21 protein-coding genes and 1 riboswitch are annotated in these 22237 nt (G+C 71.7%); of the genes, 19 read left to right on the top strand and 2 right to left on the bottom strand.

The window, feature by feature from the left end; translation table 11 throughout:
- Window positions 1–4 precede the first annotated feature (4 nt).
- From EV562_RS04165 to EV562_RS04090, 16 genes are all read left to right on the top strand, one after another.
- A complete protein-coding gene (locus EV562_RS04165; protein ID WP_133885382.1) occupies window positions 5–877 on the top strand; it encodes a glycosyltransferase in 873 nt (290 codons plus the stop codon).
- A gap of 97 nt (window positions 878–974) precedes the next feature.
- Window positions 975–1904, top strand: coding sequence for an ABC transporter permease (locus tag EV562_RS04160; protein WP_133885242.1), 930 nt, complete (start codon window positions 975–977; stop codon window positions 1902–1904).
- Window positions 1897–2685: an ABC transporter ATP-binding protein gene (locus EV562_RS04155; protein WP_166661550.1), complete on the top strand. Its 789-nt coding sequence runs from the start codon at window positions 1897–1899 to the stop codon at window positions 2683–2685. Before EV562_RS04160 ends, EV562_RS04155 begins: the two co-directional genes overlap by 8 nt.
- Before the next feature lie 359 nt (window positions 2686–3044).
- Window positions 3045–3974, top strand: a complete 930-nt coding sequence (gene hpnC / locus EV562_RS04150) for a squalene synthase HpnC (protein ID WP_133885241.1) — start codon at window positions 3045–3047, stop codon at window positions 3972–3974.
- Window positions 3975–4000: 26 nt separating this feature from the next.
- Window positions 4001–4921: a presqualene diphosphate synthase HpnD gene (gene hpnD / locus EV562_RS04145; RefSeq protein WP_166661580.1), complete on the top strand. Its 921-nt coding sequence runs from the start codon at window positions 4001–4003 to the stop codon at window positions 4919–4921.
- Entirely contained in the window at window positions 4921–5079 is a 159-nt protein-coding gene (locus EV562_RS35420; protein ID WP_133885239.1) for a DUF6380 family protein, read from the top strand. Before hpnD ends, EV562_RS35420 begins: the two co-directional genes overlap by 1 nt.
- Window positions 5076–6512, top strand: a complete 1437-nt coding sequence (gene hpnE / locus EV562_RS04135; RefSeq protein ID WP_133885238.1) for a hydroxysqualene dehydroxylase HpnE — start codon at window positions 5076–5078, stop codon at window positions 6510–6512. The genes EV562_RS35420 and hpnE overlap by 4 nt, the downstream gene beginning before the upstream one ends.
- A gap of 68 nt (window positions 6513–6580) precedes the next feature.
- Window positions 6581–7645, top strand: a complete 1065-nt coding sequence (locus EV562_RS04130; protein WP_166661579.1) for a polyprenyl synthetase family protein — start codon at window positions 6581–6583, stop codon at window positions 7643–7645.
- Between the two features lie 116 nt (window positions 7646–7761).
- Complete coding sequence (gene shc / locus EV562_RS04125) at window positions 7762–9804, top strand: squalene--hopene cyclase (protein ID WP_133885236.1); 2043 nt, start codon at window positions 7762–7764, stop codon at window positions 9802–9804.
- Window positions 9801–10442: a 1-hydroxy-2-methyl-2-butenyl 4-diphosphate reductase gene (locus EV562_RS04120; protein ID WP_133885235.1), complete on the top strand. Its 642-nt coding sequence runs from the start codon at window positions 9801–9803 to the stop codon at window positions 10440–10442. The genes shc and EV562_RS04120 overlap by 4 nt, the downstream gene beginning before the upstream one ends.
- A 5-nt stretch (window positions 10443–10447) precedes the next feature.
- Window positions 10448–11470, top strand: a complete 1023-nt coding sequence (gene hpnH / locus EV562_RS04115) for an adenosyl-hopene transferase HpnH (protein ID WP_087788700.1) — start codon at window positions 10448–10450, stop codon at window positions 11468–11470.
- Between the two features lie 4 nt (window positions 11471–11474).
- Window positions 11475–12629, top strand: coding sequence for a flavodoxin-dependent (E)-4-hydroxy-3-methylbut-2-enyl-diphosphate synthase (ispG, locus tag EV562_RS04110; RefSeq protein ID WP_133885234.1), 1155 nt, complete (start codon window positions 11475–11477; stop codon window positions 12627–12629).
- 28 nt (window positions 12630–12657) lie between these two features.
- Entirely contained in the window at window positions 12658–14610 is a 1953-nt protein-coding gene (gene dxs / locus EV562_RS04105; RefSeq protein WP_133885233.1) for a 1-deoxy-D-xylulose-5-phosphate synthase, read from the top strand.
- A complete protein-coding gene (locus EV562_RS04100) occupies window positions 14611–15996 on the top strand; it encodes an aspartate aminotransferase family protein (protein ID WP_133885232.1) in 1386 nt (461 codons plus the stop codon).
- Between the two features lie 64 nt (window positions 15997–16060).
- On the top strand, window positions 16061–16675 hold the full coding sequence (locus tag EV562_RS04095; protein WP_133885231.1) for an XRE family transcriptional regulator: 615 nt from the start codon (window positions 16061–16063) through the stop codon (window positions 16673–16675).
- Window positions 16672–16791 carry a DUF6126 family protein gene (locus EV562_RS04090; RefSeq protein WP_133885230.1) on the top strand — a complete coding sequence of 40 codons (120 nt, stop codon included), beginning with the start codon at window positions 16672–16674 and terminating at the stop codon, window positions 16789–16791. Before EV562_RS04095 ends, EV562_RS04090 begins: the two co-directional genes overlap by 4 nt.
- Window positions 16792–16812: 21 nt before the next feature.
- On the opposite strand, the gene EV562_RS04085 is transcribed toward EV562_RS04090, so the two are convergent.
- On the bottom strand, window positions 16813–17610 hold the full coding sequence (locus EV562_RS04085) for a tyrosine-protein phosphatase (protein WP_133885229.1): 798 nt from the start codon (window positions 17608–17610) through the stop codon (window positions 16813–16815).
- Between the two features lie 424 nt (window positions 17611–18034).
- Window positions 18035–18192: riboswitch (cyclic di-AMP (ydaO/yuaA leader) on the top strand.
- 4 nt (window positions 18193–18196) lie between these two features.
- Between EV562_RS04085 and EV562_RS04080 the strand changes: the two genes are divergently transcribed.
- Window positions 18197–19153 carry a M23 family metallopeptidase gene (locus tag EV562_RS04080; RefSeq protein ID WP_133885228.1) on the top strand — a complete coding sequence of 319 codons (957 nt, stop codon included), beginning with the start codon at window positions 18197–18199 and terminating at the stop codon, window positions 19151–19153.
- Window positions 19154–19354: 201 nt separating this feature from the next.
- On the top strand, window positions 19355–20140 hold the full coding sequence (locus tag EV562_RS04075) for an SGNH/GDSL hydrolase family protein (RefSeq protein WP_133885380.1): 786 nt from the start codon (window positions 19355–19357) through the stop codon (window positions 20138–20140).
- A gap of 48 nt (window positions 20141–20188) precedes the next feature.
- Here the strand turns inward: EV562_RS04075 and EV562_RS04070 are convergent, their stop codons facing one another.
- A complete protein-coding gene (locus tag EV562_RS04070; protein WP_133885227.1) occupies window positions 20189–20833 on the bottom strand; it encodes a TetR/AcrR family transcriptional regulator in 645 nt (214 codons plus the stop codon).
- A gap of 154 nt (window positions 20834–20987) precedes the next feature.
- Between EV562_RS04070 and EV562_RS04065 the strand changes: the two genes are divergently transcribed.
- Window positions 20988–22181, top strand: coding sequence for an MBL fold metallo-hydrolase (locus EV562_RS04065; protein WP_133885226.1), 1194 nt, complete (start codon window positions 20988–20990; stop codon window positions 22179–22181).
- The last annotated feature ends 56 nt before the right edge of the window (window positions 22182–22237 follow it).

Raw genomic sequence — 22237 nt, 5'->3', positions numbered from 1 at the left:
GCCCATGAAGGTCGGCGCCGTCGTCATCACGATGGGCAACCGCCCCGAGGAACTGCGCGCCCTGCTCGACTCGGTCGCCAAGCAGGACGGCGACCCGGTCCAGGTCGTCGTGGTCGGCAACGGCGCGCCCGTCCCGGAGGTGCCGGCCGGTGTGCGCACCGTCGAGCTGCCCGAGAACCTGGGCATCCCCGGCGGCCGCAACGTCGGCATCGAGGCCTTCGGCCCCGGCGGCAGCGACGTCGACGTCCTGCTCTTCCTCGACGACGACGGCCTTCTCGCCCGCACCGACACCGCCGAGCTGTGCCGCCGGGCCTTCGCGGCCGACGACGAGCTGGGCATCATCAGCTTCCGCATCGCCGACCCGGACACCGGCGAGACCCAGCGCCGGCACGTCCCGCGGCTGCGCGCCTCCGACCCGATGCGCTCCTCCCGGGTCACCACCTTCCTCGGCGGCGCCAACGCGGTGCGCACCCGCGTCCTCACCCAGGTCGGCGGGCTGCCGGACGCGTTCTTCTACGCCCACGAGGAGACCGACCTGGCCTGGCGGGCCCTCGACGCGGGCTGGATGATCGACTACCGGTCCGACATGGTGCTGAACCACCCCACGACCGCCCCCTCGCGGCACGCGGTCTACCACCGCATGGTCGCCCGCAACCGGGTCTGGCTCGCCCGCCGCAACCTCCCCGCGCTCCTGGTCCCGGTCTACCTCGGGGTCTGGATGGCGCTCACCCTGCTGCGCCGGCCCTCGCGCCCCGCCCTGAAGGCCTGGTTCGGCGGCTTCCGCGAGGGCTGGGCCACCCCGTGCGGTCCCCGCCGGCCCATGCGGTGGCGTACGGTGTGGCGCCTGACCCGGCTGGGCCGTCCTCCGGTGATCTGACAAGCTCGTACCGAGAGCGTTCCGGCCCCCAGCGGGGCACCCAGGTCCATGCCAGGCCCGCACGGCCGAGCATTTCCGAAGACGAAAGTATCCACCAGTGAGTGAGACAACGCACGACGGCACGGTCGCCATGACCAAGCCCGTGTCGCCCGACGAGGGCCTCACACCGGCCCGGCTCGCCGCCAAGTACGGGCTGTCCGTGAGCGGCGCCAGGCCTTCCCTCATGGAGTACGTCCGTCAGCTCTGGGGGCGGCGGCACTTCATCCTCGCCTTCTCGCAGGCGAAGCTGACCGCCCAGTACAGCCAGGCCAAGCTCGGCCAGTTGTGGCAGGTGGCCACCCCGCTGCTGAACGCGTTCGTCTACTTCGCGATCTTCGGCCTGATCCTCGACGCGGGCAAGGGCATGGCCAAGGACGTGTACATCCCGTTCCTGGTGACGGGTGTGTTCGTCTTCACCTTCACCCAGTCCTCGGCGATGGCAGGCGTGCGGGCCATCTCCGGCAACCTGGGACTGGTGCGGGCCCTGCACTTCCCGCGCGCCTCGCTGCCCGTCTCGTTCGCGCTCCAGCAGCTCCAGCAGCTGCTGGCCTCGATGATCGTCATGTTCGCCGTGGCCATCGGCTTCGGCAGCTACCCCACGCTGTCCTGGCTGCTGATCGTCCCGGCGCTCCTCCTGCAGTTCCTGTTCAACGTGGGTCTGGCGCTGATCGTGGCCCGCATGGGAGCCAAGACGCCCGACCTGGCCCAGCTGATGCCGTTCATCATGCGGACCTGGATGTACGCCTCGGGCGTCATGTTCTCCATCCCGATCATGCTGAAGGACAAGCCGGGCTGGGTCGCCGACCTGCTCCAGTGGAACCCGGCCGCCGTCTACATGGACCTGATCCGCTTCGCCCTGATCGACGGATACGGCTCCGAGAACCTGCCGCCGCACGTGTGGGCGGTCGCGCTCGGCTGGGCCGTGGTCCTCGCCGTCGGCGGTTTCGTGTACTTCTGGAAGGCGGAGGAGAGGTACGGCCGTGGCTGAGCAGCAGCAGGACCAGCGGGTGCCGACGGTCATCGCGGACGAGCTGCACATCGTCTACCGCGTCAACGGCGCCCGGACCGGCAAGGGCAGCGCCACCGCGGCACTGAGCCGCATGATCAGGCGGGGCTCCGACGACTCGGCGCGGGGCGTGCGCAAGGTGCACGCCGTGCGCGGCGTCTCCTTCACCGCCTACCGGGGCGAGGCCATCGGCCTGATCGGGTCCAACGGTTCCGGCAAGTCGACGCTGCTGCGGGCCATCGCCGGCCTGCTGCCCGCCGAGCGCGGCAAGGTCTACACCGACGGCCAGCCCTCCCTGCTCGGGGTGAACGCGGCCCTGATGAACGACCTGACCGGCGAGCGGAACGTCATCCTCGGCGGCCTGGCCATGGGCATGACCCGCGAGGAGATCAAGGAGCGCTACCAGGAGATCGTCGACTTCTCCGGCATCAACGAGAAGGGCGACTTCATCACCCTTCCGATGCGCACCTACTCCTCGGGCATGGCCGCCCGGCTGCGCTTCTCCATCGCCGCCGCCAAGGACCACGACGTCCTGATGATCGACGAGGCGCTGGCCACCGGCGACCGCAAGTTCCAGACCCGCTCCGAGGAGCGCATCAGGGAGCTGAAGAAGGAAGCCGGCACCGTCTTCCTGGTCAGCCACAACAACAAGTCCATCCGGGACACCTGCAACCGGGTCCTGTGGCTGGAGCGCGGCGAGCTGCGCATGGACGGCCCGACCGCCGAGGTGCTCAAGGAGTACGAGAAGTTCACGGGCAAGTAGCCCGACACGCCGAGGGCCTCGCCGGAGCAGTCCCGGCGAGGCCCCGCGTCTGCAAAGGAACCGTCAACTCCTGGCGTTCTCAGGAATCTTGAAGCCGATCGGTGTGTTGTTGTGATGCGCCGTACACCCCGGCGCACGCCCTTGAGTTGTACAACGTAAGCTGTACCGGGCCCGAAACGCGGCACATGGGGCGATAATGCCCGACCCCTGGAGCGGGCCAGCCGCGCGGGTGGCAGGGCGGCGTGTCCGAAATAGTGTGTATTGGGTCGGCAGTGTAGAACGGGAGATGTGACGGCAATGGCTACGGAAACTCCCCCGCTCCGCGAGGCGTGCGCCGTCCCCGCCCGGGGCAGCGCGCGATGACGGCGACCGACACGACGGACGCCGTCGATCCGGAGCGCGGGACCCTCGCCAAGGCCGCCGACGAGAACTTCCCCGTCGCCCCCTTCTTCCTGCCCCGCGCCTGGCGCACCGACCTCATGGCCGTGTACGGCTTCGCCCGACTGGTCGACGACATCGGTGACGGGGACCTCGCGCCCGGCGGCGCCGACGCGCGCCTCCTCGGCGTCCCCGAGGACCGCGCCGACGACCGGCTGCTGATGCTGGACGCCTTCGAGACGGACCTGCTGCGTGTTTTCGCCGGTTCCGCCGGTTCCGCCGGCTCCGACGGCCCGCCCCGTCACCCCCTGCTGCGCCGTCTGGTGCCCACCGTGCGGCGCCGCGCGCTGACTCCCGAGCCCTTCCTCGGCCTGATCGCCGCCAACCGCCAGGACCAGCTCGTCGCACGCTACGAGACCTACGACGACCTGCTCGCCTACTGCGAGCTGTCCGCCAACCCGGTCGGCAGGCTCGTCCTGGCCGTCACCGGCACCTCGACCCCCGAACGGATCCGCCGCTCCGACGAGATCTGCACCGCCCTGCAGATCGTCGAGCACCTCCAGGACGTCGCCGAGGACCTCGCACGGGACCGGATCTACCTGCCCGCCGAGGACATGAAACGTTTCCACGTGCAGGAGAGCGACCTGGCCGCGCCCACCGCCGGCGCGTCCGTGCGCGCCCTGATCGCGTTCGAGGCCGGGCGCGCCCACGACCTGCTGAATGAAGGAGCCCCCCTGGTGGGTAGCGTCCACGGCAGGCTGCGACTGCTGCTGGCGGGATTCGTGGCGGGCGGGAGGGCGGCGCTGCGTGCCATCGCCGCGGCGGATCACGACGTACTTCCCGGCCCGCCCAAGTCCGGCAAGGTCCGCTTGCTGCGCGAGGCGGGCGTGGTCCTGCGAGGAGAGAGGTGATCGGGTCCGTGGAGTCGTCAGCCGACATGCCGGCACCGGTGCTCGCCGCCTACAGCTACTGCGAGACCGTTACCGGTCAGCAGGCACGCAACTTCGCCTACGGCATCCGGCTGCTGCCCACGCCCAAGCGGCGGGCGATGTCCGCGCTGTACGCGTTCTCGCGCCGCGTCGACGACATCGGCGACGGTGTGCTGGCGGACGACGTCAAGGTGGCCCGGCTGGACGAGACCCGGGCCGTGCTCGCCCGGATCCACGACGGCGCGGTCGACGAGGACGACACCGACCCGGTCGCCGTCGCCCTCGCGCACGCGGCCCGGCAGTTCCCGATCCCGCTCGGCGGCCTGGACGAGCTGATCGACGGCGTCCAGATGGACCTGCGCGGCGAGACCTACGAGACCTGGGACGACCTGAAGGTCTACTGCCGCTGCGTGGCGGGCGCCATCGGACGCCTCTCGCTCGGCGTGTTCGGCACCGAACGGGGGGCGCGCGGGGCCGAACGCGCGCCCGAGTACGCCGACACGCTCGGGCTGGCGCTGCAGCTCACCAACATCCTGCGCGACGTCCGGGAGGACGCCGAGGGCGGGCGCACCTACCTGCCCGCCGACGACCTCGCCAAGTTCGGCTGCTCGGCCGGGTTCGACGGGCCCGTACCACCTGAGGGCTCCGACTTCGCGGGTCTCGTGCACTTCGAGGTGCGACGGGCCCGCGCCCTCTTCGCCGAGGGCTACCGGCTGCTGCCCATGCTCGACCGGCGCAGCGGCGCCTGCGTGGCAGCCATGGCCGGCATCTACCGCCGCCTGCTGGACCGCATCGAGCGCGACCCGGAGGCGGTGCTGCGCGGCCGGGTCTCCCTGCCCGGACACGAGAAGGCGTACGTCGCCGTGCGCGGTCTGTCCGGCCTCGACACCCGCGGCGTCACCCGGCGGGCCGTCAGGAGGCGCGCCTGATGGACGCACCGGGCAGACTCGACACCCAGGGCCCGTACGGAACGACCGGTGGACGGCACAGGGCAACCCTCCGGTGGCGGTCGGCGTCCCTGACTGAGACGGTCGGCCGTACGCCGTTCAAACACCACGGCGACCGGACAGGGAAGGGCGCACCATGACGCAGGGCAACGGCACGCGCGACGGCCGGCCGCTCGCGGACGTCTCGGCCCTCGGCCCCGGCGGGCACGCCGTCGTGGTCGGCGGCGGACTCGCGGGGGTCACCACCGCGCTCGCGCTCGCCGACGCCGGCCTGCGCGTCACCCTGCTCGAAGGGCGCCCACGGCTGGGCGGACTCGCCTTCTCCTTCCAGCGCGGCGACCTCACCGTCGACAACGGCCAGCACGTGTACCTGCGCTGCTGCACCGCCTACCGGTGGTTCCTCGACCGGATCGGCGGAGCGGCGCTCGCACCGGTGCAGGACCGCCTCGACGTACCCGTGGTCGACCTGGGCAGGGCCGAGGGCAACCGGCTCGGCAGGCTGCGGCGCGACGCGCTGCCCGTGCCCCTGCACCTGGGGCGCAGCCTGGCGACCTATCCGCACCTCTCCCTCGCCGAACGCGCCTCGGTGGGGCGTGCCGCGCTCGCGCTCAAGGGGCTCGACCTCGCCGATCCGGCCCTGGACACCCAGGACTTCGGCAGCTGGCTGACCGCGCACGGCCAGTCGGCGCGTGCCGTCGAGGCGCTGTGGGACCTGGTCGGCGTCGCCACCCTCAACGCGGTCGCGGGCGACGCCTCGCTCGGGCTCGCCGCGATGGTGTTCAAGACCGGTCTGCTGTCCGACCCGGGAGCGGCCGACATCGGCTGGGCCCGGGTCCCGCTGGGCGAACTGCACGACCGGCTGGCCCGCGAGGCGCTCGACTCCGCGGGCGTCCGCACCGAGGTCCGCACCCGCGTCACCTCCGTCTCGGCGAACGAGAGGGGCGGCTGGAGCGTTCAGGTTCCCGGCGAGACGCTCGAAGCGGACGCCGTCGTCCTCGCCGTACCCCAGCGTGAGGCGCACGACCTGCTGCCGGACGGTGCGCTCGACGCCCCGGAGAACCTCCTGGAGATCGGCACCGCGCCGATCCTCAACGTCCACGTGGTCTACGACCGCAAGGTGCTCGCCGCGCCGTTCCTCACGGCGCTCGGAACCCCGGTGCAGTGGGTGTTCGACCGCACCGAGGCCTCCGGACTGAAGGAGGGGCAGTACCTGGCACTGTCCCAGTCGACGGCGCAGAACGAGATCGACGAGCCCGTGGCCGTGCTGCGCGAGCGGTACCTGCCCGAACTGGAGCGCCTGCTGCCCCGTGCCCGGGGTGCCGAGGTGAAGGACTTCTTCGTGACCCGGGAGCGCACCGCCACGTTCGCCCCCGCCCCCGGCGTCGGCCGCCTCAGGCCCGGCGCCCGCACCAAGGCCCCCGGCCTGTACCTGGCCGGAGCGTGGACCGCCACCGGGTGGCCCGCGACCATGGAGAGTGCGGTTCGCAGCGGTGTCGGGGCGGCGGCCGCCGCGCTCGGCGCCCTGGGCCGGTCCCGCGGCCTCCTTCCCGATTTCTTCGAGGAGGCCGCGTGAAAGCCGATCCGCGCGGGACCGACTCCCGCACTCCCGGCACCGCAACTGGAGGAATGACTGTGCCCACTGTGCCCCCGGCCCCGACGGCCGATCGACGGACCACGGTGGACGTGACCGCGCTTCTGGAGCGCGGCCGGACCCTGGCCACGCCGGTCCTGCGGGCGGCGGTCGACCGCCTGGCGCCTCCCATGGACACCGTCGCCGCCTACCACTTCGGCTGGATCGACGCCCAGGGCAACCCCGCGGACGGCGACGGCGGCAAGGCCGTGCGCCCCGCGCTCGCCGTGCTCTCCGCCGAGGTCACCGGCGCCGCGCCCGAGGTCGGCGTGCCCGGTGCGGTGGCCGTCGAACTGGTGCACAACTTCTCCCTCCTGCACGACGACCTGATGGACGGCGACGAGCAGCGCCGCCACCGCGACACCGTCTGGAAGGTGCACGGCCCCGCCCAGGCCATCCTGGTCGGCGACGCCCTGTTCGCGCTGGCCAACGAGGTGCTCCTCGAACTGGGCACCGTCGAGGCCGGCCGCGCCACCCGCCGGCTGACCAAGGCCAGCCGCGCCCTCATCGACGGTCAGGCCCAGGACATCTCCTACGAGCACCGCGACCGCGTCAGCGTCGAGGAGTGCCTGGAGATGGAGGGCAACAAGACCGGCGCCCTGCTCGCCTCCGCCAGCTCCATCGGCGCGGTCCTCGGCGGCGCCGACGAGCACACCGCCGACACCCTCGAGAGGTACGGCTACCACCTGGGCCTCGCCTTCCAGGCCGTCGACGACCTGCTCGGCATCTGGGGCGACCCGGACGCCACCGGCAAGCAGACCTGGAGCGACCTGCGCCAGCGCAAGAAGTCGCTGCCGGTCGTCGCCGCCCTCGCGGCCGGCGGACCGGCCTCCGAGCGGCTCGGCGACATCCTCACGGCCGACGCCAAGGCCAGCGACTTCGCGAACTTCTCCGAGGAGGAGTTCGCGGCCCGCGCCGCCCTCATCGAGGAAGCGGGCGGGCGGGAATGGACCGCCGACGAGGCGCGTCGCCAGCACACCATCGCCATCGAAGCCCTCGACGCCGTCGACATGCCCGACCGGGTACGGGACCGGTTCACGGCGCTCGCGGACTTCGTCGTCGTACGAAAGAGATGATCATTATCGGTCGAATAGCCCTCGCGTAGTCGCCGGCCGGTGTCGTGGAGACACGAGCACCGGCCGACGGCGGACCCAGCAGACGCACCACATGCACACTGCACGAAGGGGAAGCCATGACAGCGACGACCGACGGAAGCACCGGAGCCTCCCTGCGGCCCCTGGCAGCCTCGGCCAGCGACACCGACATCACGATCCCCGACGCGGCGGCCGGGGTACCCGAAGCCGCCGCACGCGCCACCCGGCGCGCCACCGACTTCCTGCTCTCCAAACAGGACGCCCAGGGCTGGTGGAAGGGCGACCTCGAGACGAACGTCACGATGGACGCCGAGGACCTGCTCCTGCGTCAGTTCCTGGGCATCCAGGACGAGGAGACCACACGCGCCGCCGCCCTGTTCATCCGCGGCGAGCAGCGCGAGGACGGCACCTGGGCCACCTTCTACGGCGGCCCAGGCGAGCTGTCCGCCACCATCGAGGCCTACGTCGCCCTCCGCCTGGCCGGGGACGCGCCCGACGCCCCGCACATGGCGCGGGCCTCGGAGTGGATCAGGTCCCGCGGCGGCATCGCCTCCGCCCGCGTCTTCACCCGGATCTGGCTGGCCCTGTTCGGCTGGTGGAAGTGGGACGACCTGCCCGAACTCCCGCCGGAACTCATCTATTTCCCCACCTGGGTCCCGCTCAACATCTATGACTTCGGCTGCTGGGCCCGGCAGACGATCGTGCCGCTCACCATCGTCTCCGCGAAGCGGCCGGTGCGTCCCGCCCCCTTCCCGCTGGACGAACTGCACACCGACCCCGCCCGCCCCAACCCGCCGCGCCCGCTCGCCCCGGTGGCCAGCTGGGACGGCGCCTTCCAGCGCATCGACAAGGCCCTGCACGCCTACCGCAAGGTCGCCCCGCGCCGACTGCGCCGGGCCGCGATGAACAGCGCCGCCCGCTGGATCATCGAGCGGCAGGAGAACGACGGCTGCTGGGGCGGCATCCAGCCGCCCGCCGTCTACTCGGTCATCGCGCTCTACCTGCTCGGCTACGACCTCGAACACCCGGTGATGCGCGCGGGGCTGGAGTCGCTGGACCGTTTCGCCGTGTGGCGCGAGGACGGGGCCCGGATGATCGAGGCCTGCCAGTCCCCGGTGTGGGACACCTGCCTCGCCACCATCGCGCTGGCCGACGCAGGGGTGCCCGAGGACCACCCGCAGCTGGTGAAGGCCTCGGACTGGATGCTCGGCGAGCAGATCGTGCGCCCCGGCGACTGGTCCGTCAAGCGCCCCGGACTGCCGCCCGGCGGCTGGGCGTTCGAGTTCCACAACGACAACTACCCCGACATCGACGACACCGCCGAGGTGGTCCTCGCCCTGCGCCGGGTCAAGCACCACGACCCGGAGCGGGTGGAGAAGGCGATCGGCCGCGGGGTGCGCTGGAACCTCGGCATGCAGTCCAAGAACGGCGCCTGGGGCGCCTTCGACGTCGACAACACCAGCGCCTTCCCCAACCGGCTGCCGTTCTGCGACTTCGGCGAGGTCATCGACCCGCCGTCCGCCGACGTCACCGCGCACGTGGTCGAGATGCTCGCCGTCGAGGGCCTCGCCCACGACCCGCGCACCCGCCGCGGCATCCAGTGGCTGCTGGACGCGCAGGAGGCCGACGGCTCGTGGTTCGGCCGCTGGGGCGTCAACTACGTCTACGGCACCGGATCCGTGATCCCCGCCCTTACCGCCGCCGGGATGCCCACCTCGCACCCCGCCATCCGCCGCGCGGTGCGCTGGCTGGAGTCCGTCCAGAACGAGGACGGCGGCTGGGGCGAGGACCTGCGCTCGTACCGCTACATCAGGGAGTGGAGCGGCCGGGGCGCCTCGACCGCCTCGCAGACCGGCTGGGCGCTGATGGCCCTGCTGGCGGCGGGGGAGCGGGAGTCCAAGGCCGTGGAGCGCGGCGTCGCGTGGCTGGCGGCCACCCAGCGGGAGGACGGCTCCTGGGACGAGCCCTACTTCACGGGCACCGGCTTCCCGTGGGACTTCTCCATCAACTACCACCTCTACCGGCAGGTCTTCCCGCTCACCGCGCTCGGCCGGTACCTCCACGGGGAGCCCTTCGCCAAGAAGGCGACCAGGTCCGTCGTGACCGAGCCCGCCACAACCGAGGTGAAGGGCAGCCGATGACCTCGCGGACCGGCCCGTCCCCGCTGCTGATCGCCTGCGCGCTCGGCATCGAGCACCTCGCCCTGCGCACCGGCGACCGCGCCGGCGCCGGCGGGCCGGTCACCGTCCTGCGCACCGGCATGGGCCCCAAGGCGGCCGCACGCTCGGTCGCCCGGGTCCTCACCGACCCGGCCCTGGACGGCGCCGCCGTGCTCGCCACCGGCTTCTGCGCGGGACTCGCCCCCGGCATGCACCCCGGCGACCTGGTCGTCGCCGAGGAGACCCGGGACCCGCGCTCCACCGTCGCGTGCGTCGCGACCGACCGGCTCGTGAAGGAACTCGCGCGAGCCGTCCCCGGGCGCACCGTCCACACCGGGCCGCTCACCGGCTCGGACCACGTCGTCCGGGGCCCCGAACGCGCCGACCTGCTCGCGACCGGCGCGATCGCCGTGGACATGGAATCCGCGGCCACGCTCCTGAGCGCCGTCCGCACGGGCCCGCGCCCCGTTGCGGCCGTCCGGGTGGTCGTGGACGCCCCGGAACACGAACTCGTCCGGATCGGCACCGTGCGCGGTGGAATATCGGCTTTCCGTGTTCTCCGATCCGTTCTCCCCGCATTTTTCGAATGGCACCGTTCTTTGTTGCTCCCCCGGAGGTGAGCCAGATGGCCATGCCGCTGCGCCAGTCCATCAAGGTCGCTACATACCTGGCCGAACAGAAGATTCGCCGACGGGACAAGTTCCCGCTCATCGTGGAGCTGGAGCCGCTCTTCGCCTGCAACCTGGCGTGCGAGGGATGCGGCAAGATCCAGCACCCGGCCGGGGTGCTCAAGCAGCGCATGCCGGTCGCGCAGGCCGTGGGAGCGGTGCTCGAATCGGGGGCGCCGATGGTCTCCATCGCCGGCGGCGAACCCCTGATGCACCCGCAGATCGACGAGATCGTGCGGCAGTTGGTGGCCAAGCGGAAGTACGTCTTCCTGTGCACCAACGCCATGCTCATGCGCAAGAAGATGGACAAGTTCAAGCCCTCGCCGTACTTCGCCTTCGCCGTGCACATCGACGGGCTGCGCGAGCGGCACGACGAATCGGTGGCCAAGGAGGGCGTGTTCGACGAGGCCGTGGAGGCCATCAAGGAGGCCAAGCGGCGCGGCTTCCGGGTCACCACCAACTCGACCTTCTTCAACACCGACACCCCGCAGACCATCGTCGAGGTGCTCAACTTCCTCAACGACGACCTCAAGGTCGACGAGATGATGATCTCGCCCGCCTACGCCTACGAGAAGGCGCCCGACCAGGAGCACTTCCTGGGTGTCGAGCAGACCCGCGAGCTGTTCAAGAAGGCGTTCTCGGGCGGCAACCGGGCCCGCTGGCGGCTCAACCACTCCCCGCTGTTCCTCGACTTCCTCGAGGGCAAGGTCGACTTCCCGTGCACCGCGTGGGCGATCCCCAACTACTCGCTCTTCGGCTGGCAGCGCCCCTGCTACCTGATGAGCGACGGATACGTCCCGACGTACCGGGAGCTGATCGAGGAGACCGACTGGGACAAGTACGGCCGCGGCAAGGACCCGCGCTGCGACAATTGCATGGCGCACTGCGGCTACGAGCCCACGGCGGTCCTGGCCACCATGGGCTCGCTCAAGGAGTCCCTGCGCGCCATGCGCGAGACCGTCTCCTCGAACCGGGAGTGACGTCATGACCGCCGTTCCCTTGGGGCTCCCCGGGGTACCGGTCCGGCCGATCGCCGAGCGACGCGTGTCGCGGCGGATCCACGTCGGGCCGGTGGCGGTCGGGGGCGGCGCCCCGGTGTCGGTGCAGTCGATGACGACGACCCGCACCTCCGACATCGGGGCGACGCTCCAGCAGATCGCCGAGCTGACGGCGTCGGGCTGCCAGATCGTCCGGGTGGCCTGCCCCACGCAGGACGATGCCGACGCGCTGGCGGTGATCGCCGAGAAGTCGCAGATCCCGGTGATCGCGGACATCCACTTCCAGCCCAAGTACGTCTTCGCCGCCATCGAGGCGGGCTGCGCGGCGGTCCGGGTCAACCCGGGCAACATCAAGCAGTTCGACGACAAGGTCAAGGAGATCGCCAAGGCGGCGAAGGACCACGGCACGCCCATCCGCATCGGCGTGAACGCGGGTTCCCTGGACCGGCGCCTGCTCCAGAAGTACGGGAAGGCGACGCCGGAGGCGCTGGCCGAGTCGGCTCTCTGGGAGGCGTCGCTCTTCGAGGAGCACGACTTCCGGGACATCAAGATCTCGGTCAAGCACAACGACCCGGTCGTCATGGTCGAGGCCTACCGCCAGCTCGCCGCCCAGTGCGACTACCCCCTCCACCTCGGTGTCACCGAGGCCGGCCCCGCCTTCCAGGGCACGATCAAGTCGGCCGTCGCCTTCGGCGCGCTGCTCTCCCAGGGCATCGGCGACACCATCCGCGTGTCGTTGAGCGCCCCGCCGGTCGAGGAGATCAAGGTCGGCATCCAGATCCTCCAGTCGCTCGGACTCAGGGAGCGCCGGCTGGAGATCGTCTCCTGCCCGTCCTGCGGCCGCGCCCAGGTCGACGTGTACAAGCTGGCCGAGGAGGTCACCGCCGGTCTGGAGGGCATGGAGGTGCCGCTGCGGGTCGCCGTCATGGGCTGCGTCGTCAACGGCCCCGGCGAGGCCCGCGAGGCCGACCTCGGCGTCGCCTCCGGCAACGGCAAGGGCCAGATCTTCGTCAAGGGCGAGGTCATCAAGACCGTCCCCGAGTCCAAGATCGTGGAGACCCTCATCGAGGAGGCCATGAAGATCGCCGAACAGATGGAGAAGGACGGCGCGTCGGGGGAGCCGGCCGTCACCGTGAGCTGACACACCACGGACCGAAGGGGGCCCGAGCGTGACGATTCTGGAGAACATCCGGGGACCACGCGACCTGAAGGCGCTGTCCGAGACGGAACTCGGTGAACTGTCCGACGAAATACGTGACTTCCTGGTGCACGCGGTCGCCCGCACCGGCGGTCACCTCGGACCCAACCTCGGCGTGGTGGAGCTCACCGTCGCCCTGCACCGGGTCTTCGAGTCGCCGGACGACCGCATCCTGTGGGACACCGGCCATCAGAGCTACGTGCACAAACTCCTGACCGGGCGTCAGGACTTCTCCAAGCTGCGCAGCAAGGGCGGCCTGTCCGGCTATCCCTCGCGCGAGGAGTCCGCGCACGACGTCATCGAGAACAGCCACGCCTCCACCGTCCTCGGCTGGGCCGACGGTCTGGCCAAGGCCCGCCAGGTCAGGGGGGAGAACAGCCACGTCGTCGCCGTGATCGGTGACGGCGCGCTCACCGGCGGCATGGCCTGGGAGGCGCTGAACAACATCGCGGCGGCCCGGGACCGGCCACTGATCGTCGTCGTCAACGACAACGAACGCTCCTACGCGCCGACCATCGGCGGCCTCGCCAACCACCTGGCCACCCTGCGCACCACCGACGGCTACGAGCGGGCCCTGGCCTGGGGCAAGGACGTCCTCCGGCGCACGCCCGTGGTCGGCAACACCGTCTACGAGGCCCTGCACGGCGCCAAGAAGGGCTTCAAGGACGCCTTCGCCCCGCAGGGCCTCTTCGAGGACCTGGGACTGAAGTACCTCGGCCCGATCGACGGGCACGACATCGGCGCCGTCGAGTCGGCGCTGCGCCGCGCCAAGCGCTTCCACGGTCCGGTGCTGGTGCACTGCCTCACCGAGAAGGGCCGCGGCTATGAGCCCGCCCTGCGCGACGAGGAGGATCACTTCCACACCGTCGGCGTGATGGACCCGCTCACCTGCGAGCCGCTGAGCCCCGCCGGGGGGCCGTCCTGGACCTCCGTGTTCGGTGAGGAGATCGTCAGGATCGGCGAGGAGCGCGAGGACGTGGTGGCGATCACCGCGGCCATGCTGCACCCCGTCGGCCTCGCCCCCTTCGCCGCACGATTCCCCGACCGGGTCTGGGACGTGGGCATCGCCGAGCAGCACGCCGCCGTCTCCGCCGCCGGTCTCGCCACCGGCGGACTGCACCCCGTCGTCGCCGTCTACGCCACCTTCCTCAACCGCGCCTTCGACCAGCTCCTCATGGACGTGGCGCTGCACCGCTGCGGCGTCACCTTCGTCCTGGACCGGGCGGGCGTCACCGGCGTCGACGGGGCCTCGCACAACGGCATGTGGGACATGTCCGTCCTCCAGGTCGTCCCCGGCCTGCGCATCGCCGCCCCGCGCGACGCCGACCAGTTGCGCGCCCAGCTGCGCGAGGCGGTCGCCGTCGACGACGCACCGACGCTGCTGCGCTTCCCCAAGGAGTCGGCCGGACCCGTCGTACCCGCCGTGGACCGGATCGGCGGCCTGGACGTCCTGCACGCCGCGGACCGGCCCGAGGTGCTGCTCGTGGCCATCGGCGTGATGGCGTCCGTCTGCCTGGGGGCCGCCGAGCTGCTGGAGGCCCGCGGCATCGGCTGCACCGTCGTCGACCCCCGCTGGGTCAAACCCGTCGACCCGGCGCTCGCGCCCCTCGCGGCCCGGCACCGCCTGGTGGCCGTCGTCGAGGACAACAGCCGCGCGGCCGGGGTCGGTTCCGCGGTGGCCCTGGCGCTCGGCGACGCCGAGGTCGACGTCCCCGTCCGCCGCTTCGGCATCCCCGAGCAGTTCCTCGCGCACGCCAAGCGCGCCGAGGTGCTCGCGGACATCGGCCTCACCCCGGTCGACGTGGCCGGCCGGATCAGCGCGAGCCTGGCCCTCGCCGGCCCGGCCGGTGCGCAGCCCGGGGAACCGGCAGTGGAACAGTCCGGCGACGGACGGATCGTCATGCCAGCGCAAGGAGAGAACTGAATGACCAAGGGGTTCGACCTCGCCGCGCTCCTGGCCGAGCGCGGGGCCGAGCGGTACGAGCTGCACGCCAAGCACCTCAACCACCAGCTGCCGCGCATGCTGCGCACCATCGGCTTCGACAAGGTCTACGAGCGGGCCGAGGGAGCGCACTTCTGGGACACCGAGGGCAACGACTACCTGGACATGCTCGCCGGGTTCGCGGTGATGGGCCTGGGGCGCCACCACCCGGTCGTCCGCAAGGCGCTGCACGACGTGCTCGACGCCTCGCTCGCCGACCTGACCCGTTTCGACTGCCCGCCGCTGCCCGGACTGCTGGCGGAGAAGCTGCTCTCCTACAGCCCCCACCTGGACCGGGTCTTCTTCGGCAACAGCGGCACCGAGGCGGTCGAGACCGCGTTGAAGTTCGCCCGCTACGCGACCGGCAGGAGGAGGATCCTCTACTGCACGCACGCCTTCCACGGCCTGACCACCGGCTCGCTCTCCGTCAACGGCGAGGACGGGTTCCGCAAGGGCTTCGCGCCGCTGCTGCCCGACACCGCCGTCCCGCTGGGCGACCTGGACGCCCTGGCCAGGGAGCTGATGAAGGGCGACGTGGCCGCCCTGATCGTGGAGCCGGTCCAGGGCAAGGGCGTCCACGAGGCCCCGCCGGGCTATCTGCTCGCCGCACAGCAGCTGCTGCACCGGCACAAGGCGCTGCTGATCGCCGACGAGGTGCAGACGGGCCTCGGCCGTACCGGGAAGTTCTACGCCTACCAGCACGAGGACGGCGTCGAGCCCGACCTGGTCTGCGTCGCCAAGGCGCTGTCCGGCGGCTACGTGCCGGTCGGGGCCACCCTGGGCAAGGACTGGATCTTCCAGAAGGTGTACTCCTCGATGGACCGCGTACAGGTCCACTCGGCGAGCTTCGGGTCCAACGCGCAGGCCATGGCCGCCGGGCTCGCGGTGCTGTCGGTGATGGAGAACGAGGAGATCGTGGCGAACGCCGCCGCGGTGGGGGAGCGGCTGAAGTCCCGGCTGGCGGCGCTGGTGGACCGCTACGAGCTGCTGGCCGACGTCCGGGGCCGCGGGCTGATGATCGGCATCGAGTTCGGCCGGCCCACCTCCCTGAAGCTGCGCAGCCGCTGGACGATGCTGCAGGCCGCGCGGAAGGGACTGTTCGCCCAGATGGTGGTCGTGCCGCTGCTGCAGCGGCACCGGATCCTGACCCAGGTGTCCGGCGACCACCTGGAGGTGATCAAACTGATCCCGCCGCTGATCATCGACACCGACGACGCCGACCGGTTCGTCGACGCCTTCACCGACGTGATGGAAGATGCCCACAACGGCGGTGGCCTGATGTGGGACTTCGGCAAGACGCTCGTCAAGCAGGCGGTGTCCCACCGCTGAACGCGGGTTTTGCCCCGGAGGCAAGAGATTTGCCTCCGGGGCAAGATGCGGGCTGAATGGAGGTATGAGTTCCTCCGAGACCGGCCCCGCCGAAGGGGCGGTCGCCGCCGTCGCGCCCCGGCTCCGCGAGCTGCGGCGGCGGGCCGCCCTCACCCTGGAGGCCGCGGCCCGCACCGCGGGGCTCTCGCCCGCCCATCTCTCCCGCCTGGAGACCGGGCAGCGCCAGCCCTCGCTGCCGATGCTGCTCGCCCTCGCCCGCGTCTACGGTACGACCGTGGCGGAGCTGCTGGGCGAGAGCGCCGCCGACCGGGACGCCGTCGTGCGGGGTGCCGACATGGAACCCACCACGGCGGGCGGCTGGACGTACCGGCAGGCCGGCGCGCCGGGCCGCGGCATGCAGGCCCTGCGCGTCCAGGTGCCGTACGGCTCGCAGGGCGACGTCGTGCGGGTGCACCCCGGGGAGGAATGGCTGCACGTCCTGCGGGGCCGGTTGCGGCTGCGCCTCGGGGACACCGAGCACCGGCTCACCACGGGGGACAGCGCCCACTTCGACTCCATGACCCCGCACCGGATCGCGGCGCGGGACCCCGACGGGGTCGAGCTGCTCTTCGTCCACACCCTGCTGCAGAGCCCGACGGCCGCCCTGTGCCTCGGCCCGACCCCTGGAGAGACGCCATGAGCACCATGGAGGACAAGTTCCCGCGCGCCCTGTGGGTGCGGCTGCTCGTCTACATCGCCCTCGGGCACGTCTTCGGCGGCTTCCTCTACCTGCTGTTCGAGGTGGGCGCCAGGTGACGTCGTGCGCCGGCGGGTGGCTCAGTCCACCATCCGCTCGCGCAGCCGCTCCCTGGTCCCGGCCGTGACCCGCAGCCCCCGCTCCAGGTAGGCGTCGACGTCGCCCCAGGTCTCCTCGATCGTCTCCAGGGCCGCCGCCAGGTACTCGGCGCGCGCGTCGAACAGGGGGCTGAGCAGCTCCATGACCTCGGGGGAGTAGGCGGAGGCGGCGGAGCCGCTGCGGCGCACCTTGTAGCGGCGGTGTGTGGCGTTCGACTTCAGGTAGTCCTCGACGACGGCGTCGCGCTCGACGCCCAGGGCGAGCAGGGTGACCGCGATCGACAGACCCGCCCGGTCCTTGCCCGCCGCGCAGTGCATCAGCACGGGGACGCTGTCCTCGGCGAGTGCGTGCAGGACCCGGGAGTGCTCCTCCGTGCGCTCCGTCACGATCGTGCGGTAGGAGTGGATCATCCGGTTCGCCGCCTTGTCGTCGGCGAGCAGCTCGCGCAGCTGGTCGAGGTCTCCGTCACGGACCATCTTCCAGAACTCGGCGCCGTCGGCCGGATCGCTCAGCGGCAGGTTCACATTGCGCACGCCCGGCAGCTCGACGTCCGCCCCTTCGAGCTTCAGGTCGGCCGCGTTGCGGAAGTCGAAGATCGTGTGCAGGCCCAGCGAGGCCAGGAAGGCGGTGTCCTCCCCGGTGGCGTGCGCGAGGTGGCCGCTGCGGAACAGCACGCCCTGTCGCACCCGCCGACCGTCCACGGTCGGCAGTCCGCCCAGGTCCCGGAAGTTACGCACTCCGGTCAGCTCGGGTTCGGTCGACGGGACCTGCTGCGTCACGGGGGGCTCCTCCCACTCGGCGCCGCCGCCGCTGCTCGCCGACGGGCACCTCGACGATACGGCATCACCCGTGCGGGAAAGCCGTTCGGTGCGGGCCATTGCGGGCAGATAAGAGTCATCTGTCCGAATTGGTGGATTGATAACAACTGGCCCTGAAATGACGAAGGCTGGAAAGCGGGCGCGTGAGCAGCGTCATATCCGTGACGGTGCGTTGTCCGTCATGTTCACGTAATTCGGTTGGTTCTCAAGGACTTTCAGGGAAAGCGGGGTGTCGGAAATCGACGCAGGGTTACCGCTTGTTCTCGTAAAGGATCAATCGGAACACCCGTCCAGGGAATCCCACGCTTGTCCGTGCGTGTCCTGGTCCCTTACGTTCACCACCGATCCGGACGGACGCCTAATCCTGCCGCCGACCGGAGCCCGCACTCATCGACCACCCGTACCCGGCAGGAGCGGGGGACCCGCAGGTAGAACTGCCTGTTCCGGTTCCCGGAACGGCTTGGGGTAAAGCCGCGTTTCGGCGCGGCCGGGCATCTCCAGCCCGCACCCGACAGCTCACCTCGCAGGCGCCGGAGAGGAATTCACCATGCCCGCGAAGGGTAAGCACCGCCGTACCAGGGCCATGCGCCTGACCCGCACCATCGCCATCGCCGGAACCGGTGGCGCCGCGCTCGCGCTCCCGCTGATGGGCGCCGCCTCCGCCGACGCCGCTCCGGCGCACCCGGTCTCCGAGCAGGCCGTGCAGTCCGTGGCGACGTCGGCGAAGAAGACCGCCGCGAGCGGCTCCGAGAAGAACTCGGATGCCCGGACGTACACCGTGAAGAGCGGCGACTACCTGTCGAAGATCGCCGACGAGCAGGACGTCGACGGCGGCTGGAAGAAGCTGTACGCGGACAACCGCGAGGCCGTCGGCGCCGACCCGTCGCTGATCCACCCGGGCCTCGAGCTGTCGATCGGCGGCCAGGCCGCCAAGTCCTCGGCGCCGTCGCACAAGCCCGCCGAGAAGCCCGCCGAGAAGCCGGCCCAGAAGTCGTCGGACACCGGGAAGACCTCCTCCTCGGACTCCTCGGACTCCTCGGACTCCTCCGACTCGTCCAAGTCCACCGCCACCGGCACCCAGTCCGCGGCCACCACCAGCGGTTACACCTCCCCGGTCGCGGGCGGCACCGTCGGCACGCCGTACCACCAGTCCGGCAGCATGTGGTCCAGCGGCTACCACACCGGCACCGACTTCGTCGTCCCCACCGGCACCTCGCTCAAGGCCGTCGGCGCGGGCACCGTCGTCTCGGCCGGCTGGGGCGGCGCGTACGGCAACCAGGTCGTCATCCAGCTCGCCGACGGCCACTACGCCCAGTACGCCCACCTCTCCTCGCTCTCCGTCTCCGCCGGCCAGTCGGTGACGGCGGGTCAGCAGGTCGGCCTCTCGGGTGCCACCGGCAACGTGACCGGCCCGCACCTGCACTTCGAGATCCGCACCACGCCGGACTACGGCTCGGACATCGACCCGATCGCGTTCCTGCGCTCGCACGGCGTCTCCGTCTGACGACCGCTTCCGCGCGCCCCGCGCCCCGAAGGCCGGACCCAGATCCCCGGGTCCGGCCTTCGGCGTATTCCGGAATTGACGAACACTTTAGGCGTGGCCTTTCTCACCGCCCGTCAACCCCGCCCTACGGTCGCGTAGGTCACATTCCAAGGTGAATCATGGGCCGACGTGGCAGACGATTCGAAGAGTGACAGCAGAGCAGTGATCGGGTCGTACGTGGCGGTGGGGGACAGCTTCACCGAGGGCGTCGGCGACCCCGGTCCCGACGGGGCGTTCGTCGGCTGGGCCGACCGACTCGCCGTGCTGCTCGCGGACCGGCGCCCCGAGGGCGGCTTCACGTACACGAACCTCGCCGTGCGCGGCAGGCTCCTCGACCAGATCGTGGCCGAACAGGTCCCGCAGGTCGTGGCCCTCGCGCCGGACCTGGTCTCGTTCGCGGCGGGCGGCAACGACATCATCCGGCCCGGCACCGACCCCGACGAGGTCGCCGAGCGGTTCGAACTGGCGGTGGCCGCGCTGACCGCCGCGGCCGGCCGCGTCCTGGTGACCACCGGGTTCGACACCCGCGGGGTGCCCGTCCTCAAGCATCTGCGCGGCAAGATCGCCACGTACAACGGACACGTCCGCGCCATCGCCGACCGCTACGGATGCCCGGTGCTCGACCTGTGGTCGCTGCGCAGCGTCCAGGACCGCAGGGCGTGGGACGCCGACCGGCTGCACCTGTCGCCGGAGGGCCACACCCGGGTGGCGCTGCGCGCGGGCCAGGCGCTCGGCCTGCCCGTTCCGGCCGACCCGGACCAGCCCTGGCCGCCGCTGCCGCCCCGCGGCACGCTGAACGTGCGGCGCGACGACGTGCAGTGGGCGCGCGAGTACCTGGTGCCGTGGATCGGCCGCCGGCTGCGCGGCGAGTCGTCGGGCGACCACGTGACGGCCAAGGGAACGCTGTCGCCGCACGACATCAAGACGTGGCTCGCCTCGGTGGCCTGAGACCTGGCCGAGGCGGCCTGAGGCCGGTCCGAGGCGGGGCGGACCGGGTCACCGGTGTCCGCTCGGCGCCCCCTGACGCCGCGTGGAGGCCGGGACCGCCCGCTCCAGGCCCAGCTCCCGGGCCAGCGCCTCGTCCACCCACTCCTGCGCCCGGGCCCGCGACACCGTGCCCGTGTACGACGTGAGCTGGACGGCAAGCCCGTCCAGCAGCGCCGTCAGGCGCAGGGCGGCGGCGTCCGGCTCGGGGCAGGAGAACTCGCCGGCGGCGACGCCCTCGGCGATGACCGCGGAGATCGCCGCCTTCCACTGGCGGTCCAGCTCGCGCGTGACCTCCCGCAGCGCGGGTTCGCGCGGCGCCGCCGCCCAGCCCTCGATCCACAGCCGCCAGCCCTTGGCCTGACCGGTGGGCGCGTACCACCGCACGGCCGCCCGCAGGCGGCGCAGCGGCGACGTACGACGGGCCAGCAGCCGGTGCAGATGGGCGAGGTCGGCCTCGGCGGCATGGGTGAACGCGGCGGCGACCAGCCGCTCCTTCGTGGAGAAGTGGTAGAGCACCAGGGCGTTGCTGACCCCGAGCGCGGCGGCCACGTCGGCGATCCGCAACGCCGCCACGCCCCGCGCCGAAATCTGCTCGATGGCCGCGCGCAACAGCTCCTCGCGCCGCTCCGCCACGCTCAACCGGACTCTCCCCACGCCCGTCACCCTATACAGGCCCTCCGGAGTGCGGCGACGCCCTCGTGGTCCGGTCCTGGCCGGGCCGGGAACACGGGTGTGACGTCCGTCGTTCGAGCTGACGTAGGACGGGTCGCCCGTCATGAGAACCCGCACCACCCCACCTGGAGGTACCGTGGCCGCTTTCCGTTCCCCGAGTCCCGGGTTCAGCGTGCCGCGGCCCGCCGCCTTCGGCGTGGACCCGGACGGCGAGCGCATGGCGCGCATCCGCAGATCGCCGAACTTCCGCGACGGCGTCTTCCAGAACCCCGGCGGTACCGCCAGGATCCGGCCCTCCGGCTCGGCCGCCGGATTCGCCAAGATCTACTTCGACAAGGAGGCGCGTCGGCGCCGGGCCCCGCAGGGTTCGATCCCGGTGCACGCCACCACCCTCGCCGACCTCGCCCGGCCGCCGGCCACCGGGCTCCGGCTGACCTGGATGGGCCACTCCAGCGTGCTCGCCGAGATCGACGGGCAGCGGGTGCTCTTCGACCCCGTGTGGGGCGAGCGCTGCTCCCCGTTCCCCTTCGCCGGTCCCAGGCGCCTGCACCCGGTCCCGCTGCCCCTGGCCGCCCTCGGGCCCGTCGACGTCGTCGTCATCTCCCACGACCACTACGACCACCTGGACATGCCCACGATCAAGGCACTGGCCGGCACGGACACCGTGTTCGCCGTGCCGCTGGGCGTCGGCGCCCACCTCGAACACTGGGGCGTGCCCGCCGGCCGGCTGCGCGAGCTGGACTGGCACGAGTCGACCCGCGTCGGCGGTCTCACCCTCACCGCCACCCCGGCCCGCCACTTCTGCGGACGCGGGCTGCGCAACACCCAGCACACCCTCTGGGCGTCCTGGGTCGTCGCCGGCGAGGAACACCGCGTCTTCCACAGCGGTGACACCGGCTACTTCGACGGTTTCCGCGAGATCGGCGCCGCGCACGGCCCGTTCGACGCCACGATGATCCAGCTCGGGGCGTACGCCGAGTTCTGGCCGGACATCCACATGACCCCCGAGGAGGGCGTCCGCGCCCACCTCGACCTCCAGGGCGGCGCGCCGCACGGCGCCCTGCTGCCGATCCACTGGGGCACGTTCAACCTGGCGCCGCACGCCTGGGCCGAGCCGGGGGAGTGGACGAAGGACGCGGCCGCGGAGGCCGGGCAGGCGGTGGCCTTCCCGCAGCCGGGCGAGCCCTTCGAACCGGCGGGGGAGCTGCCGGCGGAGGCGTGGTGGCGGGCGGTGTCGTCGCCGATCGCGCATCCTTGGCGGCGTCCGCGGCTCGTCGAAGGCGTGGCCGGGACGAGCAAGGGGGACCTCGACCTCGCGGGCGGGCGATGACGTCGGTCGGGGCGAGCGCGGTGGGAGGGCCGGGACACCGTCCCGAGTGGGCCGGC

The sequence above is a fragment of the Streptomyces sp. BK208 genome, from assembly GCF_004364245.1.
In the GTDB taxonomy this organism is placed as follows: domain Bacteria; phylum Actinomycetota; class Actinomycetes; order Streptomycetales; family Streptomycetaceae; genus Streptomyces.
Note: the sequence above shows the minus strand (reverse complement) of the source record. Positions and strands in the feature narration are given on the sequence as shown.

Bases quoted from the DNA above. Each gene is read 5' to 3' on its own strand.
- EV562_RS04120 (WP_133885235.1), top strand. From the start codon at position 9,801: ATGACCTCGCGGACCGGCCCGTCCCCGCTGCTGATCGCCTGCGCGCTC.
- hpnE (WP_133885238.1), top strand. From the start codon at position 5,076: ATGACGCAGGGCAACGGCACGCGCGACGGCCGGCCGCTCGCGGACGTC.
- EV562_RS04095 (WP_133885231.1), top strand. From the start codon at position 16,061: ATGAGTTCCTCCGAGACCGGCCCCGCCGAAGGGGCGGTCGCCGCCGTC.
- hpnD (WP_166661580.1), top strand. From the start codon at position 4,001: ATGCCGGCACCGGTGCTCGCCGCCTACAGCTACTGCGAGACCGTTACC.
- EV562_RS04165 (WP_133885382.1), top strand. From the start codon at position 5: ATGAAGGTCGGCGCCGTCGTCATCACGATGGGCAACCGCCCCGAGGAA.
- EV562_RS04080 (WP_133885228.1), top strand. From the start codon at position 18,197: ATGCCCGCGAAGGGTAAGCACCGCCGTACCAGGGCCATGCGCCTGACC.
- shc (WP_133885236.1), top strand. From the start codon at position 7,762: ATGACAGCGACGACCGACGGAAGCACCGGAGCCTCCCTGCGGCCCCTG.
- EV562_RS04100 (WP_133885232.1), top strand. From the start codon at position 14,611: ATGACCAAGGGGTTCGACCTCGCCGCGCTCCTGGCCGAGCGCGGGGCC.
- EV562_RS35420 (WP_133885239.1), top strand. From the start codon at position 4,921: ATGGACGCACCGGGCAGACTCGACACCCAGGGCCCGTACGGAACGACC.
- hpnC (WP_133885241.1), top strand. From the start codon at position 3,045: ATGACGGCGACCGACACGACGGACGCCGTCGATCCGGAGCGCGGGACC.
- ispG (WP_133885234.1), top strand. From the start codon at position 11,475: ATGACCGCCGTTCCCTTGGGGCTCCCCGGGGTACCGGTCCGGCCGATC.
- EV562_RS04090 (WP_133885230.1), top strand. From the start codon at position 16,672: ATGAGCACCATGGAGGACAAGTTCCCGCGCGCCCTGTGGGTGCGGCTG.
- hpnH (WP_087788700.1), top strand. From the start codon at position 10,448: ATGGCCATGCCGCTGCGCCAGTCCATCAAGGTCGCTACATACCTGGCC.